The organism is Alphaproteobacteria bacterium (assembly GCA_019635875.1).
GTDB lineage: Bacteria > Pseudomonadota > Alphaproteobacteria > Reyranellales > Reyranellaceae > JAFAZJ01.
Genome location: JAHBYP010000002.1, coordinates 324,099 through 340,523, shown reverse-complemented (window position 1 = coordinate 340,523; position 16,425 = coordinate 324,099). Strand labels below are relative to the sequence as shown.

General features: G+C 69.6%; 21 protein-coding genes and 1 tRNA gene. 12 read left to right on the top strand and 10 right to left on the bottom strand.

The window, feature by feature from the left end; translation table 11 throughout:
- Positions 1-53: 53 nt before the first annotated feature.
- The gene (locus KF889_07785) at positions 54-935 is read right to left on the bottom strand and encodes an SDR family oxidoreductase (protein MBX3499328.1); all 882 of its coding nucleotides are present in this window, start codon (positions 933-935) and stop codon (positions 54-56) included.
- Positions 936-980: 45 nt separating this feature from the next.
- Here KF889_07785 and KF889_07780 point away from each other — a divergent pair, with 45 nt between their 5' ends.
- A complete protein-coding gene (locus tag KF889_07780; protein ID MBX3499327.1) occupies positions 981-1,790 on the top strand; it encodes a tetratricopeptide repeat protein in 810 nt (269 codons plus the stop codon).
- Between the two features lie 173 nt (positions 1,791-1,963).
- Here the strand turns inward: KF889_07780 and KF889_07775 are convergent, their stop codons facing one another.
- From KF889_07775 to KF889_07755, 5 genes are all read right to left on the bottom strand, one after another.
- Positions 1,964-2,149: a hypothetical protein gene (locus KF889_07775; GenBank protein MBX3499326.1), complete on the bottom strand. Its 186-nt coding sequence runs from the start codon at positions 2,147-2,149 to the stop codon at positions 1,964-1,966.
- Between the two features lie 54 nt (positions 2,150-2,203).
- Positions 2,204-2,485: a hypothetical protein gene (locus KF889_07770; GenBank protein MBX3499325.1), complete on the bottom strand. Its 282-nt coding sequence runs from the start codon at positions 2,483-2,485 to the stop codon at positions 2,204-2,206.
- Complete coding sequence (locus KF889_07765; protein MBX3499324.1) at positions 2,482-3,555, bottom strand: hypothetical protein; 1,074 nt, start codon at positions 3,553-3,555, stop codon at positions 2,482-2,484. The genes KF889_07770 and KF889_07765 overlap by 4 nt, the downstream gene beginning before the upstream one ends.
- 71 nt (positions 3,556-3,626) lie before the next feature.
- The gene (locus KF889_07760; protein MBX3499323.1) at positions 3,627-4,556 is read right to left on the bottom strand and encodes a LysR family transcriptional regulator; all 930 of its coding nucleotides are present in this window, start codon (positions 4,554-4,556) and stop codon (positions 3,627-3,629) included.
- Positions 4,553-5,506, bottom strand: a complete 954-nt coding sequence (locus KF889_07755) for a complex I NDUFA9 subunit family protein (GenBank protein ID MBX3499322.1) — start codon at positions 5,504-5,506, stop codon at positions 4,553-4,555. The genes KF889_07760 and KF889_07755 overlap by 4 nt, the downstream gene beginning before the upstream one ends.
- An 87-nt stretch (positions 5,507-5,593) precedes the next feature.
- Between KF889_07755 and KF889_07750 the strand changes: the two genes are divergently transcribed.
- The 9 genes from KF889_07750 (at position 5,594) to ptsN (ending at position 11,930) form a co-directional block, all read left to right on the top strand.
- Positions 5,594-5,953 (top strand): VOC family protein, encoded by a 360-nt coding sequence (locus tag KF889_07750; GenBank protein ID MBX3499321.1) that lies wholly within the window; start codon positions 5,594-5,596, stop codon positions 5,951-5,953.
- 46 nt (positions 5,954-5,999) lie between these two features.
- Positions 6,000-6,084 (top strand) — tRNA-Leu (locus KF889_07745).
- A 9-nt stretch (positions 6,085-6,093) separates the two neighbouring features.
- Entirely contained in the window at positions 6,094-6,705 is a 612-nt protein-coding gene (locus KF889_07740) for a ribonuclease D (GenBank protein ID MBX3499320.1), read from the top strand.
- Positions 6,706-6,788: 83 nt separating this feature from the next.
- Entirely contained in the window at positions 6,789-7,475 is a 687-nt protein-coding gene (gene lptC / locus KF889_07735; protein ID MBX3499319.1) for an LPS export ABC transporter periplasmic protein LptC, read from the top strand.
- 1 nt (position 7,476) lies between these two features.
- Entirely contained in the window at positions 7,477-8,277 is an 801-nt protein-coding gene (locus KF889_07730) for a hypothetical protein (GenBank protein ID MBX3499318.1), read from the top strand.
- A gap of 37 nt (positions 8,278-8,314) precedes the next feature.
- Entirely contained in the window at positions 8,315-9,103 is a 789-nt protein-coding gene (lptB, locus tag KF889_07725; protein MBX3499317.1) for an LPS export ABC transporter ATP-binding protein, read from the top strand.
- A gap of 14 nt (positions 9,104-9,117) precedes the next feature.
- Positions 9,118-10,656 (top strand): RNA polymerase factor sigma-54, encoded by a 1,539-nt coding sequence (rpoN, locus tag KF889_07720; GenBank protein ID MBX3499316.1) that lies wholly within the window; start codon positions 9,118-9,120, stop codon positions 10,654-10,656.
- A 140-nt stretch (positions 10,657-10,796) separates the two neighbouring features.
- Positions 10,797-11,378 carry a ribosome-associated translation inhibitor RaiA gene (gene raiA / locus KF889_07715; GenBank protein ID MBX3499315.1) on the top strand — a complete coding sequence of 194 codons (582 nt, stop codon included), beginning with the start codon at positions 10,797-10,799 and terminating at the stop codon, positions 11,376-11,378.
- 87 nt (positions 11,379-11,465) lie between these two features.
- Positions 11,466-11,930: a PTS IIA-like nitrogen regulatory protein PtsN gene (gene ptsN / locus KF889_07710; GenBank protein ID MBX3499314.1), complete on the top strand. Its 465-nt coding sequence runs from the start codon at positions 11,466-11,468 to the stop codon at positions 11,928-11,930.
- Between the two features lie 46 nt (positions 11,931-11,976).
- Here the strand turns inward: ptsN and KF889_07705 are convergent, their stop codons facing one another.
- Entirely contained in the window at positions 11,977-12,198 is a 222-nt protein-coding gene (locus KF889_07705) for a DUF1150 family protein (protein ID MBX3499313.1), read from the bottom strand.
- A gap of 55 nt (positions 12,199-12,253) precedes the next feature.
- Complete coding sequence (locus KF889_07700; protein ID MBX3499312.1) at positions 12,254-12,745, bottom strand: Hsp20 family protein; 492 nt, start codon at positions 12,743-12,745, stop codon at positions 12,254-12,256.
- Positions 12,746-12,909: 164 nt separating this feature from the next.
- Here KF889_07700 and KF889_07695 point away from each other — a divergent pair, with 164 nt between their 5' ends.
- On the top strand, positions 12,910-13,692 hold the full coding sequence (locus tag KF889_07695) for an enoyl-CoA hydratase (protein ID MBX3499311.1): 783 nt from the start codon (positions 12,910-12,912) through the stop codon (positions 13,690-13,692).
- Positions 13,693-13,750: 58 nt separating this feature from the next.
- Here KF889_07695 and KF889_07690 read toward each other — a convergent pair whose 3' ends face one another.
- Positions 13,751-15,448, bottom strand: a complete 1,698-nt coding sequence (locus KF889_07690) for a Na/Pi cotransporter family protein (GenBank protein ID MBX3499310.1) — start codon at positions 15,446-15,448, stop codon at positions 13,751-13,753.
- A gap of 133 nt (positions 15,449-15,581) precedes the next feature.
- On the opposite strand from KF889_07690, the gene KF889_07685 reads away from it, so the two are divergent.
- Positions 15,582-15,947, top strand: a complete 366-nt coding sequence (locus KF889_07685; GenBank protein ID MBX3499309.1) for a DMT family protein — start codon at positions 15,582-15,584, stop codon at positions 15,945-15,947.
- A 67-nt stretch (positions 15,948-16,014) separates the two neighbouring features.
- Here the strand turns inward: KF889_07685 and KF889_07680 are convergent, their stop codons facing one another.
- The gene (locus tag KF889_07680; protein ID MBX3499308.1) at positions 16,015-16,290 is read right to left on the bottom strand and encodes a type II toxin-antitoxin system ParD family antitoxin; all 276 of its coding nucleotides are present in this window, start codon (positions 16,288-16,290) and stop codon (positions 16,015-16,017) included.
- Positions 16,291-16,425 lie beyond the last annotated feature (135 nt).

Here is a 16,425-nt window from a genome sequence, read left to right as displayed (position 1 = left end):
CTGGATCTCCCCCTCGAAGAATCGAGAGGCTACACGCCGGCGGCGGCGGGAGTCTATGGCACCGGCGCGGCTGCAAGGATCGCGCGCAGGCCTTCGCGATAGGTCGGATAGGTCAGTTGCACGCCGAGCTCCTGCTTGATCAGCCTGTTCCGCACGCGCCGGCTGTCGGCGTAGAACGAGCGCGCCATCGGTGTCAGCGACGGCGCGATCCGGTCGTAGGGGATGGCCGGCGGTACCGGCTGGCCGAGCAACTCGAAGGCATGGGCGATGACGAGGGCGTTGGGCGCCGGCTCGTCGTCGGCGACATTGTAGAGCGCGCCGCCGCGCGGCTTCTCGATCGAAGCCGCGAGTGTCGCGGCGATGTCCTCGACGTGGATACGCGAGAAGACCTGGCCGGGCTTGTCGATGCGCCGCGCCGTGCCGGCGCGCACCTGGTCGATGGCGCTGCGGCCCGGACCGTAGATGCCGGGCAGGCGGAAGACGTGAACCGGCGCGCCGTGGCCCTGCCACAATCCCAGCCATTGTTGCTCGGCGACCACGCGCCATTGCGAGCGGTCGTTGGACGGCGCCAGCGGCGAGGTCTCGTCGACCCAGCCGCCGGCGGTGTCGCCATAGACGCCGGTGGTCGAGAGGTAGCCGATCCAGGCGAGAGTGCCTGCATGAGCATCGAGCCAGTCGCGATGCAGCCGAAACGCCGGATCGCCGTCGTGGTCGGGGGGAACCGAGGACAGGACATGGGTGACACCGGCGAATGCTTCCTGAGCGACGGGTTGCCGACCATCGAACAGCAGCGGCTCGATGCCGGCATCGCTGAGCGCCGCCGTGCTCTCGGGCGTGCGACAGGTGCCGACGAGGCTCCATCCACGTCGCCGCAGGCGAGCGGCGAGATATCGCGCACTGTAGCCGAGGCCGAAGCAAAGAAGGCGGGAGGTCATGCGTCACCCTTGCCCGGCGCGCCGTCCTGGCGCAAGTGTGCGGCAATGATCGCGCGTCCGCTCGTCCTCACCCTCATCGCCGCGCTCGCCGCGCCGGCCGCGCCTGCCTGGGCGCAGGGGCCGTCGCTCGATCCGGCGCGGCGCTACAGCGCCTGCATGGCCCAGGCGCGGGCCGAGCCGGTCAAGGCGCTGAACGCGGCGCAGGAATGGCTCAAGGACGGTGGCGGCATGGCCGCGCGCCATTGCATCGCCATCGCGCTTTACGGCGCCGGCCAGTTCGTCGAGGCCGGCGCGCAACTCGAGCAGCTTGGCCGCGAGATGACCGGGCAGAGCGCGCAGTTGCGCGCCGAGGCCTTCGCCCAGGCGGGACAGGCCTACCAGGCGGCGCGCCTTGGCGAGAAGGCGCTGTCGATGCAAAATGCCGCCATCCTGCTCGACCCGCGCAACGCCGACATCTGGGTCGACCGCAGCATCACCTTCGCCGCGGTGTCGGCCTGGCGCGAGGCGGCGTCCGACCTCTCGCGCGCGCTGCAACTGTCGCCCGACCGTCCCGATGTGCTGGTCCTGCGCGCCGCGGCCTGGCGCAACGCCGGCGATTCCGCCAAGGCGCTGGCCGACGCCGAGGCGGCGCTGAAGCTGGAGAAGGACTATCCCGATGCGCTGCTCGAGCGCGGCCTGGCACGCCGCCTGCGCAACGACCGCGCCGGCTCCGATGCCGATCTCAAGCGGGTGATCGCGCTGGCAGGCGAGGACAGCGACCTCGGCAGGCGCGCGAAGGACGCGATGCGCGGCGCCGCGCTGGCGAAGCAGCCAGCGCCGCCGCCACGCAGGCCGACCCAGCCGGCGAAGAAGTAACGCCTTTCCTTCTCCCCGCGACGGCGGGGAGAAGGTGCCCGAAGGGCGGATGAGGGGCTTCGCGGAGTCTCGACAGCGACGGTGCTTGTCATTGCGCGAGGAAGCCCCTCATCCGCCTCGCTGACGCTCGGCACCTTCTCCCCGCCTTCGCGGGGAGAAGGGAAGGCCCTCTCCTACCTCACCAGAAGCCCGCTGCCCTGCTTCAGCGCGGCGATGGCGCGCTCGCGCAGGCCGGCGTCGGTCGCGCTGCTGACGGGGTGGTCGATGATGGCGAAGGCATAGCCGGGCATGCCCAGCACCTTGGCCATCAGCTCGGCGGCGCTGACGAAGTTGGTGGTCATCACGCCGAAGGCGGGCACGCCCTGGCGCTCGGCGGAGACAGCGTCGTGCAGACTGCACGATGAGCAGGAGCCTCAATCGCCTATGCCCGAGATCACCGCGTCCCAGCTTCGGATCTCGCCGACGATGCCGGCCGGCGCCGGTGCGCTGTAGTTGGGCTTGGTGCGCAGCACCACATTGGCGACGCCGTACTCCTTGCGCAGCACATCCTCCATGTGGGCGAAGAAGGCCTTGCTGCCTTCCTTGCCGTTGGAGATGAAGCCCACCGTCTTGCCCCTGAGCGTGTCCAGCCGCGGCGCCTTCTGGCCCACGGGCGCGGTCTTCTCGGGCGTGGGATCGAGGACGCGGATGATCATGGGACGCTTCCCTTGACTGAAGGCGGCGGCTCGCAATCGACGCAGGCGCCGATCGGCAGGGTGACGGCGTGGCTCTTGTCGCCGAGCCAGGGCGGGATCACGGCGCCGAAGCCGCCGGCCGGCCCGCCGGCGGCGATCACCAGCAACTGGTCGGCCGACTGCATTGCCGGATAGACGCTGTCGCCGCGGTCGCGCACGACGTTGCCCTTGCCGACATCGGCCCATTCGCGGCGATGGATGCGCGCGCGCTCGTGGATGAAGGCGGCGATGTCGCTCTTGCTCCAGTTCGCCGTCTGCAGATGCTCGCGCAGCTGCCGCGGGATGATCAGCGCGTAATTGCCGGGATGGATCGAGTAGTGGCGCAGATTGGCGCGCATCTCGGCGGCGAAGGTCTCGAGGATCTCCTCGGGCTTCGTCGTCCACTCGTTCATGATCTGGCGCGGCGCGCCGGCGGCCATCACGGTCACCGCCGAGGCCTCGCGCGGCAGGCCGCGCTGCTCGGCCAAGGTCGTCCAGGCGAGGTCGTCCTCGTCCTCGGCGACGCAGTAGCTGAACTTGCCGGGGTGGCCCAGGGTCGAGCGGTCGATCGCGCCGGGGCGCACGTCCATCAGGTTGATCAGGCAGAGCCGGATGGCGCGGCCGATCACCGCCGTGGCGCGGTCGCTGTTGCCCAGCGCGTTGAAGCTGCCCGTGGCGCCGATCTCCTGGCGGATCGGGCCGTTGATCACCACCAGCACGGCGCAGCCGCCGGTGCTGGCCGTGGCGCCGTGCATCAGGAACTCCTCGCGCATCATCGCCATCCAGGCGGTGACGACGACCGGAAAATGCATCGGCAGGCAGCCGGCCATCACGGCGTTGATGGCGAGCTTCTCGGCGACGATCGGCAGGCCGCGCACCGGCTCGATGCCGATCAGCTGATCGGGCGTCATCATCACCCGCTCGAGGCAGGCCAGCACCGCGTCCTCGGTCGGCGGCACGATCGGCAACCCGTCGGTCCAGCCGTTGGCGTGGTAGAGCTCCTGCACCGAGGCGATGCTGTCGGCTTCGTAGATGCGCGAGGCGAGCTGCATCCGGCAAGCATAGCGCCCGCCGGCGATATGCCAATCGGAACCCGATGCCGCCGATTGTTGCGGTTACGGCATCAATCCGAGCGCGACCATCGCTGGCGCAGAAGCGCCAGCAGGCCCGACGCGGCCGGCGTCGGCTCACGCTCGCGCAGCGCGATCAGGCCGATGCGGCGCATCAGCCGCGGCTCGAGCGGCACCACCCGCAACTGGCGGCCGAGCGGCCCGCGCACCGCGCCGCGCGGCACGATGCCCAGCCCGACGCCGGCCGCGACGAAGCTCAGCAAGGTGGCGATCTGCGTCACCACCACCAGTTGCCGCAGCGGCGCGCCCGCCATCGCCGCCGCTGCGTCGATGGTGCGCTGGGTTCGCGAATCGCCGGGCAGCGCGACGATGGGTTCACCGGAGATCGCCGACAGGCCGAGCGTGCGGCGCGCGGCAAGCTTGTGGCGCGCCGGCAGGACGACGCAGAAGGTCTCCTGGCCCAATGGCGTGCCGATCGCGAAATCCGGCAGCTCGTCGATATAGCCGATGCCGAAATCGGCCACGCCGCTGCGCACGTCCTCGAGCACCGAGCCGTGCACGCTCTCGCGCACCCGGATCTCGACGCCCGGCCGGTCGGCGCGATAGCGCGCGATCAGGCGCGGCAGGACCGCACCCGCCACCGACATGACGCTCGACACGACGACCAGGCCGCGGCGTTCCTGCGCCACCTCGCGCACGCTCTGCACGGTGATGCGCAGATCGTTCAGCATGCGGTCGGCGACCGCGGCGAACTCGCGGCCGGCGGGCGTGACCTGCACGCGCCGCGTCGTGCGGTCGAACAGCCGCACGCCGAGCTCGGCCTCGAGATGGGCGACGGTGCGCGTCAGCGCCGGCTGCGAGATGCGCAACCGGGCGGCGGCGGCGACGAAGCTGCCGTACTCGACCAGGGCCAGCACCGCCTCGAGCTGGCGGGCGGTGAAATCCGGGAGGGCTGTGCGATTGAGCTCGACGCGCCTGCTCACGCCGGCGCCGCGATGTCGTAGCGGCCGCCGACGCGGAAGCGGTCGAGGTACATCGGCAGGATCGCCTCGGCGCTGCGCGGCTGGATGCCGAGCTCGGCGAAGCCCTGGCTGCCCGGCCGCACGACGTTGTCGCGCAGCAGCAGGTCGAGCTGGTCGCGGGTGATCGGCGGGCTGGGCAGGAACTCGGCGAAGAAGGCGCCGATGCGCACCGGGAAGGCCGGCAGGCTTACGATGCGGCGCTTCAGCCCGGTCATGCGCAGCGTGAGCTCGACCAGCTCGCGATAGGTGTAGATGCGCGGGCCGCCCAGCTCGAAGACGGCGAACTGCGTGCGCTCCTCGGCCAGCGCGCGCACGACGGCTTCGGCGATGTCGCCGGCATGCACCGGCTGGAAGCGCGCGGTGCCGCCGTTGAACACCGGCACGACGGGCAGCATGCGCGCGCTGAGCGCCAAGCGGTTGAAGAACTTGTCCTCGGGGCAGAACACGACGCTGGGCCGCAGGATGGTGACGCTGGGGAAGGCGCGGTTCATCTGGTGCTCGGCCATCGCCTTCGAGGCGACGAGCCGGTTGCCCGGGCGGTGGTTGTCGGCGCCCAGCCCGGAGATGTGGATCACGCGCGCCACGCCCAGGTCGCGCGCCGCCTCGGCGATGTGGCGCGAGCCGTCGTCGTGCACCGCCTTGAATTTCTGTCGGCCGCGCTGGATCTGGATGCCGCAGGCGTTGACCACGGCCTGGCTGCCGGCGATCGCCGCGCGCACCGACTGCGGGTAGCGCACGTTGGCCAGCACGGCCATCACCTGGCCGACATCGCCGGCCAGCTTGGTGAAATCCGCCAGCTGGGGATGGCGCACCGCGACGCGCACGCGATAGCCGCGGGCCGCCAGCGCGCGCACGATGTAGCGGCCGATGACGCCGGTTCCGCCGAAAACCGTGACCTGCCGGATATCCATGGACCGCCCCGCTGCCGAATGCCTTGCTGGCGGGCGTATAGTACAGCCGCGGCCGTGACGGAACAGGCGGGGCAGGGAGGTGCGACGATGTTGAGGTTCGATCACCTGAGCCTGGCGGTCTCCGACTGGCAGGCCTCGCGTCGCTGGTACGTCGAGGTGCTGGGGCTCAGCGTCGAGTTCGAGATGCCCGACCGCCGCTCGGTGGCGGTGCGCGACGAGCACGACTTCACGATCTTCCTGGCCGAGGGCCCGGTGCCGGCGCATCCCGAGGCCTTCGCGCTCTACTTCCAGGTCGACGACGTGCATGCGTCTTACCCGGCAATGACCGCCAGGGGCGCCCGCGACGGCCATCCGCCGAAGAAGGTTTTCTGGGGCTTCGGCGCCGAGCTGCTCGATCCCGACGGCTACGCCGTCCGCCTGTGGGACGAGAAATCGATGAATGGTTGACATTGCTGGGCCCGGCCATTAACCGATGCGCCGGTCGGCGGTCCGTGCCCTGGTGGCGGAATTGGTAGACGCGCTAGTTTCAGGTACTAGTGCCGCGAGGCGTGGAAGTTCGAGTCTTCTCCAGGGCACCACCGACCGCCATGACAAACCATCTTCACCGCGGTGACCTGCCGGCCGGTCTCGACCTTGGCCCGGTGGTCGCCATCGATTCCGAGACCATGGGGTTGAACCCCCATCGCGACCGGCTCTGCGTGGTGCAGCTCTCGTCGGGCGACGGCGATGCCCATCTCGTGCAGTTCGCGCGCGGCCAGTACCACGCGCCCAACCTCGCCGCCCTGCTGGCCGATCCCGACCGGCTGAAGCTGTTCCATTTCGCGCGCTTCGACATCGCGGTGATGCGCCACTATCTCGGCGTCGTCACCCAGCCGGTCTACTGCACCAAGATCGCCGCGCGCCTGGTGCGCACCTATACCGACCGCTACGGCCTGAAGGATCTGTGCAAGGAGCTGCTGGGCGTCGAACTCAGCAAGCAGCAGCAATCCTCCGACTGGGGCGCCGATACCCTGAGCGACGAGCAGATCGCCTACGCCGCCTCCGACGTGCTGCACCTGCACAAGCTGAAGGCCCGGCTCGACGTCATGTTGCAGCGCGAAGGGCGCATGACGCTGGCCGAGGCGGCCTTCCGCTTCCTGCCGGCGCGCGCCCAGCTCGACCTCGACGGTTGGTCCGAGACGGATATTTTCGCCCATTAGAAACAAAAACGCCCAGGGGATGAGACAAGTTGGCGTGAAAATTGCTTTGACATCGGATTGACACAGCCGGCTAGATGGCCGGCATGAGCGGGATGGACGCCTCGGACGTCGCCACGCCGCCGGTGGATCGCCGGACAGCGCGCCGCCAGCGATTCGTCGCTCGGCCTGCCGCGCCGCTTCCCTTTCTGGTCCGCTACAGCACCCACCTCCAGATCGCCCTGCCGTTCTTCGCCCTGTTCATCGTCATGGCCGGGCTGGTCTGGCCGCTGATGGACGGCGAGGTCGTGCGCATGCCGGTGGGCCGCGCGCCGCTGACCGGCGATCGCACGGACTATGCCAGCCTCGAGCGGCCGCGACTGAGCGGCGTGGATCGTGCCGACCAGCCCTATTCCTTGGCCGCTGAGCGCGCCACCCAGCGCGGCCGGGACGACACGGTCATCGACCTGACCGCGCCGCGCATCGAGCTGACGGCGCGCAACGGGCGACGCATCGAGGTCTGGTCCGACACCGGCCGCTTCGACCGCACCGAGAGCCACATGGAATTCGCCGGCCACGTCACGGCGCGCGACGCCCGCGGCAATACCGTGGTCGCCGAACGCCTGCGCGTCGATCCGCGCGCCGGCAGCATGGTCAGCGACCGGCCGATCCGCGGCGACGGGCCGGACGGCGAGGTCGACGCCGAGGGCATCGAGGTGCGCGGCCATGGCGAACGCGTGATCTTCACCGGCCGGGTGCGCCTGCTGCTGCGTCCGGGCGACGAGGAGCGTTGAGATGCGCTGGCCCGTCCTGCTCCTCGCCTGCCTTTGGGCCATGATCCCCGGCGGCGTCGCGGCGCAGTCGGGCGAACGGGCCATCGAGGTCACCGCCGACCAGGGCCTCGAGTGGGACAAGACGCAGAAGCTCTACATCGCGCGCGGCAATGCCCGGCTGACGCGCGGCCGCACCTCGATCGCCGCCGGCATCCTGCGCGCGTGGTACCGCGACGACGGCTCGATGCGCGGCCAGGTCTACAGCGTCGAGGCCGAGGGCGATGTGCGCTTCACGCGCGACGATCTGGTGGCCACCGGCGGCCGCGGCACCTACGACACCGACAAGCGCGTCGGCCGGCTGAGCGGCGCGGGGCTCGCCGTGAGCAGCGGCGACGCGCGGCTGAGTGCCGGCGAGTTCATCGAGCTGCACGAGGACCGGCGCGTCGTGATCGCGCGCGGCGGCGTGCGGCTGGCGCGTCCCGGCGAGGAGCTGCGCGCCGACCTGCTGAGCCTGCACTTCGAGCCGGTCGAGACCGGTGGCCGCGGCCGCACGCGGCTGGCGCGCGTCGAGGCCGAAGGCAACGTGCGGGTCACCTCCTGCGCCGGCACGGTGCAGGCGAACCGCATCGTCTACGACCCGCGCAGCGGCGATGCGCAGCTTTCGGGCGAGGTGCGGCTGACGCGCGGCAACGACCGGCTTGAGGGCGCGGCGGCCGAGATCAATACCAGGGACGGCTCGATGCGCGTGACCTCCGCGCCGCGCGGGCGCGTCGCGGTGGTGCTGGACAAGGGCGGCGCGCCGAAGGGCGCGCCGTGCCGGTGACGACGATGAAGATGTCCTGGGTCGCGGGAGCGTGGTGATGGAGTGGGCTAGGCGGGCTGGGCCCGGGACACCGGGCGGACCGACGCTGCGCGCGGTATCGACGGATAGCGGGCTCGAGGCGGTGCGCCTCGACAAGCGCTACAACCGCCGTCCCGTCGTGCGTGATCTGTCGCTCAGCCTGCGGCGCGGCGAGGTGGTCGGGCTGCTCGGTCCCAACGGCGCCGGCAAGACCACGACCTTCCACATCCTCTGCGGCCTGATCTCCGCCGATTCCGGCGCCGTGCTGCTCGACGGGCGCGACATCACCAAGCTGCCGATGTTCCGCCGCGCGCGCCTGGGCATCGGCTACCTGCCGCAGGAATCCTCGGTGTTCCGCGGCCTGAGCGTCGCCGACAATCTGCGCGCGGTGCTCGAGCTCACCGAGCCCGATCGCGCCGAGCGCGAGGCGACGATCGCGGCCCTGCTCGAGGAGTTCGACCTCGAGCGCCTGGGCGATACGCCGGCGGCGGCGCTGTCGGGCGGCGAGCGCCGTCGCGTCGAGATCGCGCGCGCGCTGGCGGCGCGGCCGCGCTTCATCCTGCTCGATGAGCCGCTGGCCGGCGTCGATCCGATCGCCGTCGCCGAGATGCGCGGCCTGATCGGCACGCTGCGCGAGCGCGGCATCGGCGTGCTGATCACCGACCACAAGGTGCGCGAGACGCTGGAGCTGGTCGACCGCGCCTATGTGCTGCACGAGGGCGCCGTGCTGGCCGCCGGTCCGCCGGCCGAGCTGGTCGCCGACGAACGGGTGATCGACACCTATCTCGGCAGGGGCTTCCGGCTATGAGCGGCATGGGACGCATGTCGCTCGGCCCGCGCCTGGAGCTGGGCCAGCGCCAGTCGCTGGTGATGACGCCGCAGCTGCAGCAGGCGATCAAGCTGCTGCAGCTCTCGCAGATCGAGCTCGCGACCTATGTCGAGGGCGAGCTGGAACGCAATCCGCTGCTCACCGAGCTGAACGGCGCCGCCCTGTCGGACGCGCCCGAGCCCGAGGCGCCCGCGCCGGTCGAGCCGATGCCGTCGGCCGACTCCGCGACGATGCTGCGCGACGGCAACGCGGCGCTGGACGACGGTCCGGTGGCGCATGACGGCGAGGAGCATCGCGACCTCGGCGGCGACGGCTCGATCTGGAGCGGCGTCGGCGCCGGCGGCGGCCATGGCGGCGCCGAGGACTGGACCGACCCGCTCGCGCGCCTGCCCGACGAGGAAGACTCGCTGGTGCGCCACGCGCTGCGCCAGATCTCGCTGGAGTTCACCGACCCGACGGAGCGGCTGGTGGCGGCGGGGCTGGCCGATCTGCTCGAGCCTTCGGGCTGGCTGGGCGGTGACGAGGCGGAAGCGGTGCGGCTGGCGCTGGCCGTCGAGCGTGACCGTTTCGAGGCCATCCTGGCGCGCCTGAGGCGGATGGACCCGCCCGGCCTGTTCAGCCGCACGCTGGCGGAGTGCCTGGGCGCGCAGCTTGCCGATCGCAACCGGCTCGATCCGGCGATGACGGCGCTGCTCGACAATCTCGATCTGCTCGGCCGGCGCGACCTCGCCGCCCTGCAGCGGCGCTGCGGCGTCGACGCCGAGGATCTCGCCGACATGATCGCCGAGCTGCGCGCGCTCGATCCCAAGCCCGGCCTCAAGTTCGATTCGACCGGCAGCGTGACGGTGATTCCCGATCTCTTCCTGCGTCCGGCGCGTCATCCCGAGCAGGGCGAGATCTGGGAGATCGAGCTCAACAGCGACGTGCTGCCCAAGGTGCTGGTCGACCGGCGCTACGCCACGACGCTGTCGCGCTCGGCGCGCGACAAGGAGGCGAGGGAATTCCTCGCCGAGCGGCTGCAATCGGCCAACTGGCTGGTCAAGGCGCTCGACCAGCGCGCGACCACCATCCTCAAGGTGGCGAAGGAGATCGTGCGCCAGCAGGAGGGCTTCTTCCGCAAGGGCGTCTCGGCGTTGCGGCCGCTGGTGCTGCGCGACATCGCCATCGCGGTGGAGATGCACGAAAGCACGGTCAGCCGCGTGACCTCGCACAAGTACATGGCGACGCCGCGCGGCACCTTCGAGCTCAAGTACTTCTTCACCGCGGCGATTCCCTCGCGCGGCGGCGCCGAGTCGGTGTCGGCGGAGTCGGTGCGCTCGCGCATCCGCGGCCTGATCGCCGTCGAGCCGGCGAACGAGACCCTGTCGGACGATCGCATCGTCGAGCTGCTGCGCGGCGAGGGCATCGACATCGCCCGCCGCACGGTGGCCAAGTACCGCGAGGCCATGCGCATTCCCTCCTCGGTACAGCGCCGGCGGGAGAAGTCCATCCAGATCCCGGCGGCAGCTTCTATTCACATGAACGGGAGGTGAAATGGTGACATGAGGCGTGCATTGGCCGGTGAAATGCGTCTACCGGTGGCTTGCGGCGTTCCTTGACTCAATAGGGTCACCTCCCTATGGTCCGCCGCCTTCCGGCCGGGGACGTCCCCTTTAACGTCACCAGGTGTGGCATGAATCTCACCATCAGCGGCAAGCAGATCGATGTCGGCGATTCGCTGCGCACGCACGTCGAGCGTGAACTCGTGACATCGGTCGGCAAGTACTTCGGCACGGCGGTCGAGGGATCCGTCGTCTTCTCGCGCGACGGCTATCGCTTCCGCGCCGATGTCAGCGTGCATATCGGTCGCAACATCCTCGTGCAGGGCCAGGGCATGGCGACCGACGTCTATGCCGCCTACGAGATCGCCGGCGACCATGTCGCCAAGCGCCTGCGGCGCTACAAGCGGCGCCTGCGCGACCATCATCAGCGCGTCGGCCGCAACGGCCAGGACCTGTCGGCGCGGCATGTCGTGCTGGCGTCCGAGCCGGACGACGTGCCGGAGCGCGAGCCGGTCGAGCCCGGCCCGGCGGTGGTCGCCGAGATGCGCGTGGATATCCCCACCCTGACCGTGGGCGAGGCGGTGATGCGGCTTGATCTCGCGCACGAACCCGCGCTGATGTTCCGCAACAGCGCCAACGGTCTGATGAACATGGTCTACCGGCGTCGCGACGGAAACGTCGGCTGGGTCGATCCCGCCAACGCCCCGCATTGAGTCCAGGGTTCGTGTTCGATGGCCTCTGACGACAAGAGCAAGACCGATTCGGCCGCCCACCCCCCGGGCGAGAAGGAATGCAAGCGGATGGATATCGCCACGCTGCTCAGTCCACGCTCGGTGATCGCCGAGCTGCGCGCCACCGCCAAGAAGCAGGCCCTGCAGGAGCTGGCCTATCGCGCCGCCGCCGCCAGCGGCCTGCACGAACGCACCATCATCGACGCGGTGTGGGAACGCGAAAAGCTGGGCTCGACCGGTTTGGGCGGCGGCATCGCCATCCCGCATGCGCGCATCGCCGGCCTGGACACGCTGCACGGGGTGTTCGCGCGGCTGGTGACGCCGATCGACTTCGACGCGGTCGACGACCGCCCGGTCGACCTGATCTTCATGCTCATCGCACCGGAAGGCGCCGGAGCTGACCACCTGACGGCGCTGGCGCGGGTGTCACGGGCGATGCGGGACAGGGGATTGGTGGAGAAGGTTCGCGCCTCGTCGAACGCGGACGCGATCTACGCATTGCTGACTGGCTACGCCCGCTCGCAGGCGGCTTGAGCCGCCGTCTCCCCGCGCCAGGGCGGGCAGACGGCGGGCGCATTCCTCAGTGAACCAGGGCCGGCTCGAGATCGTTCTGGCGCACCAGCGCCTGGGCGAGTTCCGTCGAGGGCGCGGTCGCCAGCGGGCGTCCGTCGGCGGCGAAGACGCCGATCGCGTGCATGCCGTCGGGCAGCTGGACGGGACGGAGATAGGCGACCTGCTCGAGGCCGAAGGCCGCGAACTCCGCGGGCGTCAGATTGGTCTTGGGGGCAGCTGTCGCAATCATGGTTGGAGCCCTCCTTGGGCGCTCGCTGGTACGCCTGCTCAACGCGGGGGACTGACTACTTGGTGCTCTGCGGGCCGACATCAATGGTCTGCACGCCCGATGCACGGGCTGTGCCAGCTTTGCCACCGGCCTTCGACGCGGTCTCGATCGGGATCGAGCGCACCTTGGGCTCGATCTTCGGTCGCACCAGGTCGATCGACAGCAGCCCGTTGTCGAGCCTTGCGCCGGCGATCTCGATGCCCTCTGCCAGCATGAAGCTGCGCTGGAACTGTCGCGCCGCGATGCCGCGGTGCAGGTAGACCCGGTCGGGGTCCTCCTGCTGCTTGCCGCGAACCATCAGCTGGTGCTCGGCGAGCTCGATCGTCAGATCGTCCGAGGTGAATCCGGCGACGGCCAGCGTGATGCGCAAGCCGTTCTCGCCAATCCGCTCGATGTTGTAGGGCGGATAGCCATCGGCCGGATGCTTGGTCAGACGATCAAGCGTACGCTCGAGCTGGTCGAAACCCAGCAGCAACGGCGAACTGAACAGCGAGACCCGTGTCGTCACGACACCCCTCCTCCTAGAGCGGGCAGTCAAGCGGGGACCCAAATCTGGCATCCCCACATGTTGAATGTGGCCCCGTATGGTGGCGATTCAAGGGTCTTGCCTGGTCGCCATTGCCATGAATCACGAAACCAGACTGTGGTACAGGGGCTCAAGTCCTGTCCCCGATGCCGGAGATTTCCTTGTCCATTGCCGTCACCATCGCGCTCGAAGCCGGCGTGCTGTCGATCGTCATGAACCGTCCCGACAAGAAGAATGCGCTCACCCACGCGATGTACGCCGCCATGGCGGACGCGCTGGAGCGGGCCGAGCGCGAGGCGGAGGTTCGGGTCGCCCTGGTGACGGGCACCGGCGACGCTTTCACCGCCGGCAACGATCTCGGCGATTTCATGTCGGCGCCGCCGCAGGGCGAGGATGCGCCGGTGTTCCGCTTCCTGCGCGCCATCTCCTCTGCGTCCAAGCCGGTGATCGCCGCCGTCAACGGCCTGGCGGTGGGCGTCGGCACGACCATGCTGCTGCATTGCGACCTGGTCTACGCCGCACGTTCGGCCACCTTCACCGCCCCTTTCGTCAACCTCGCGCTGGTGCCCGAGGCCGCGTCCTCGCTGCTGCTGCCGCAGCGCATCGGCCACGCCAAGGCGGCCGAACTTTTCCTCCTCGGGGCCAGGCTGGACGCAGCCGGCGCCGAGATTGCGGGACTCGTCACGGCGGTGTTCGATGATGCCGCGCTGGCGACGGAGGCGACGGACCGCGCCAGGGCGCTGGCGGCGAAGGCGCCCAACGCCGTGCGCCTCACCAAGGCGCTGATGAAGCGTCAGCCGGAGCCGGTGGCCGCGCGCATGGCCGAGGAGGCGCGCCACTTCGGCGCCCAGCTCGCCTCGCCCGAAGTCCGCGAGGCGATCACCGCCTTCACGCAGAAGCGCGCGCCGGATTTCTCGGCGCTGTCGTAGAGCATGCGGTCCTCGGCGAACGATTCCTGGTTTCGCTCGGAATGACGGAGCGCGCTGGCTACAGCTGCGTCGCGGGCTTGCCGCTGGGCGATGCCTCGGTTGCCGGCTCGCGATCGCGCAGGCGCGAGGCGGCCAGCTCGCCGGCCTCCTCGAGGATGGGATAGGCGACCGAGGTCAGATGGCCGTTGATGCGCTTCAGATCTCGCACGATGTCCATGTGGATCGAGCTGGTCTCGAGCGATTCCGGCCTTCCCTCGCGCAGCCGCGCGAAATGACTCTCGGCGGCGCGCTGCTCGGCCTCGCGGATCGTCGCCTTGCTCGCCAGCAGGCGCCGCGCCAGCACGATGTCGCGCGTGGCGAAGACGTTGTAGGCCAGCCGCAGATTGTCCATCACCAGCTGGTGGAAGGCGCGCAGCTCGGCCAGTCCCTGGGCCGAGAACGACAGGCGGTTCTTGGCCTTCTTGGCCGACAGCTCCATCAGGTTCTTGTCGATGATGTCGCCGACATGCTCGAGGTTGGTGACGAAGGTCAGGATCTCGGCGGCCCGGCGGCTCTCCTCGAGCGACAGCTCCGTGCGTGAGGCGCCGATCAGGTAGAGCTTGATCGACTCGTAGAGCTTGTCGACCGAGTCGTCGGCGTTCTCGATCTCCTTGGTGAGCTTCAGGTCGGCGCGCTCGATCGCCTCCATGGTCTGGCGCAGCATGCGCTCGACGTTGTCGCCCAGGTGCAGCGTCTCGCGCATGGCGCAGGCCAGCGCCTCGCTCGGCGTGTCGAGCACGGCGGCGTCGAGATAGCGCGGCGCGCCGGCGTCCTCGGCCACGGGCTTCTCGGGCAGAAGCCGCGACACCAGCAGCGCGACCAGGCCGGTGAGCGGCAGGAAGATCAGCGCCGTGGCGAGGTTGAAGCCGGTATGGAAGTTGATCACGACGCGCGCCGGCTCGGGCTCGAGCTGCGCGAGATAGTGTGCGGCGAGCGTCAGGAAGGGCAGGGCGATCACGGCGGCGATGGCGCGCATCGCGACATTGCCCAACGGCACGCGCCGCGCCTTGGCGGTCTGGCCCGCCTGGTCGAGGAAGGGCGCGATGGCGCCGCCGAGATTGGCGCCCAGCACCATCGCCAGGGCTGTCGTCAGCGGGATCAGCCCGGCGGCGGCGAAGGACATCACCAGCAGCACGATCGACAGGCTGGAATGCGCCAGCCAGGTGATGATCGCCGCCAGCAGCAGCGCCAGGGCCGGCTCCTCGCCCAGCGCACCGGCGACGACGGCGAAGGCCGAGGAGTGCTTCAGGGGCTCGGCGGCAGTGCCCAGCAGGCGCAGGGCGAGCAGGATCAGGCCCAGGCCGATGGCGATGCGCGCGATGTGCCGGAAGCGATCCGATTCGGAGCCGAGGAAGGCGAAGACGCCGGCCGCGATCAGCAGCGGCGAGACCCAGCCGATGTCGAAGGAGAAGACCTGTGCGGCGATTGTCGAGCCGACATCGGCGCCCAGCATCACTGCCAATGCGACCGGAAGGGCGATAAGCCCGCGGCCGGCGAAGGACGACAGCAGCAGCGCGGTGGCGGTCGAGCTCTGCAGCAGGCCGGTGACGAACAGGCCCGAGCCAAAGGCGGTCACCCGGTTGCGGCCGCAGGCCTGGATGGCGCGGCGCAGCATGGCGCCGAAGGCGCGCGTCATGCCGGTGCGCACCATGCGCACGCCCCACAGCAGCAGCGCCACCGCGCCGATGAGATCGATGACCAGCCGAAGACCCTGCATGATCGTCCCGGGTCCCTCCTTGCAGCGACGTATACGCTCCGGAATCGTTCGTTACAATTTTGTTACGACCAAAAAGTGGCGATGGCGCGGGTTCTGCTATGACTGTCCAGCGCAATGCCGCGCACGAGGTTCCATGTTTCCCGCTTCCGTCTCCTGGGCGCAGGTCGCGCCTGTCGTCCTGTTGCTGATCTCCAACGTCTTCATGACCTTCGCGTGGTACGGCCACCTGAAATTCACCGACAAGCCGCTGTGGCTGGTGGTGGTGGCGAGCTGGAGCATCGCCCTCATCGAGTACTGCTTCGCCGTGCCGGCCAACCGCGTCGGCCACGCCACCTACAGCGCCGCCGAGCTCAAGACCATGCAGGAGGTCATCACGCTCGCGGTCTTCGCCGTCTTTTCGGTGCTCTATCTGAAGGAAACGCTGACGCTGAACCACGTCATCGGCTTCGCCTTCATCGCGCTGGGCGCGTTCTTCGTCTTCAAGGGCCCGATCGGGTGACAGTCAGAGTAGCGCCGACGACCCGTCACGACTCTTCCGGGAATCGCGGCATCGGTGACAATGACTCTCACGATGCCGAGCGGCGAGGGGTTCGTCTCAGGACGGCTCGCGCTGCCGCTATCGACCTCGTCCTGCCGGCGTCGGCGTCAGCGATCCCGCGGGTAATCGATGCATCGAGGGCAGCGAGCCTGCGCTCACGCTCGTCCTCTCGGTGCTGCCAGTCGCGCATCGCCTCGCGCACTACCTCGCTGGTCGAAGCATAGGCGCCGGACCGCACCTTCCTCCGGATCAGCCGCAGCATCTCCGGTGGTAGCGTAATGCTGACTTTGGCGGCACTCGACATCTGGCGGTCCTCGGCTGTGAGCACCTATGTGGTAGGATAAAATCCTACCACAAGTCCTCGCCAGATGCGGGCCGGAGTATCGAGTCATCGCAAGCGTCGCGCCGAAGGCGACACGAGGCGCCAGCGGGAGCCGCC

Bases quoted from the DNA above. Each gene is read 5' to 3' on its own strand.
- KF889_07785 (MBX3499328.1), bottom strand. From the start codon at position 935: ATGACCTCCCGCCTTCTTTGCTTCGGCCTCGGCTACAGTGCGCGATAT.
- KF889_07780 (MBX3499327.1), top strand. From the start codon at position 981: ATGATCGCGCGTCCGCTCGTCCTCACCCTCATCGCCGCGCTCGCCGCG.
- KF889_07770 (MBX3499325.1), bottom strand. From the start codon at position 2,485: ATGATCATCCGCGTCCTCGATCCCACGCCCGAGAAGACCGCGCCCGTG.
- KF889_07765 (MBX3499324.1), bottom strand. From the start codon at position 3,555: ATGCAGCTCGCCTCGCGCATCTACGAAGCCGACAGCATCGCCTCGGTG.
- KF889_07755 (MBX3499322.1), bottom strand. From the start codon at position 5,506: ATGGATATCCGGCAGGTCACGGTTTTCGGCGGAACCGGCGTCATCGGC.
- KF889_07750 (MBX3499321.1), top strand. From the start codon at position 5,594: ATGTTGAGGTTCGATCACCTGAGCCTGGCGGTCTCCGACTGGCAGGCC.
- KF889_07740 (MBX3499320.1), top strand. From the start codon at position 6,094: ATGACAAACCATCTTCACCGCGGTGACCTGCCGGCCGGTCTCGACCTT.
- lptC (MBX3499319.1), top strand. From the start codon at position 6,789: ATGAGCGGGATGGACGCCTCGGACGTCGCCACGCCGCCGGTGGATCGC.
- KF889_07730 (MBX3499318.1), top strand. From the start codon at position 7,477: ATGCGCTGGCCCGTCCTGCTCCTCGCCTGCCTTTGGGCCATGATCCCC.
- lptB (MBX3499317.1), top strand. From the start codon at position 8,315: ATGGAGTGGGCTAGGCGGGCTGGGCCCGGGACACCGGGCGGACCGACG.
- rpoN (MBX3499316.1), top strand. From the start codon at position 9,118: ATGTCGCTCGGCCCGCGCCTGGAGCTGGGCCAGCGCCAGTCGCTGGTG.
- raiA (MBX3499315.1), top strand. From the start codon at position 10,797: ATGAATCTCACCATCAGCGGCAAGCAGATCGATGTCGGCGATTCGCTG.
- ptsN (MBX3499314.1), top strand. From the start codon at position 11,466: ATGGATATCGCCACGCTGCTCAGTCCACGCTCGGTGATCGCCGAGCTG.
- KF889_07705 (MBX3499313.1), bottom strand. From the start codon at position 12,198: ATGATTGCGACAGCTGCCCCCAAGACCAATCTGACGCCCGCGGAGTTC.
- KF889_07695 (MBX3499311.1), top strand. From the start codon at position 12,910: ATGCCGGAGATTTCCTTGTCCATTGCCGTCACCATCGCGCTCGAAGCC.
- KF889_07690 (MBX3499310.1), bottom strand. From the start codon at position 15,448: ATGCAGGGTCTTCGGCTGGTCATCGATCTCATCGGCGCGGTGGCGCTG.
- KF889_07685 (MBX3499309.1), top strand. From the start codon at position 15,582: ATGTTTCCCGCTTCCGTCTCCTGGGCGCAGGTCGCGCCTGTCGTCCTG.
- KF889_07680 (MBX3499308.1), bottom strand. From the start codon at position 16,290: ATGTCGAGTGCCGCCAAAGTCAGCATTACGCTACCACCGGAGATGCTG.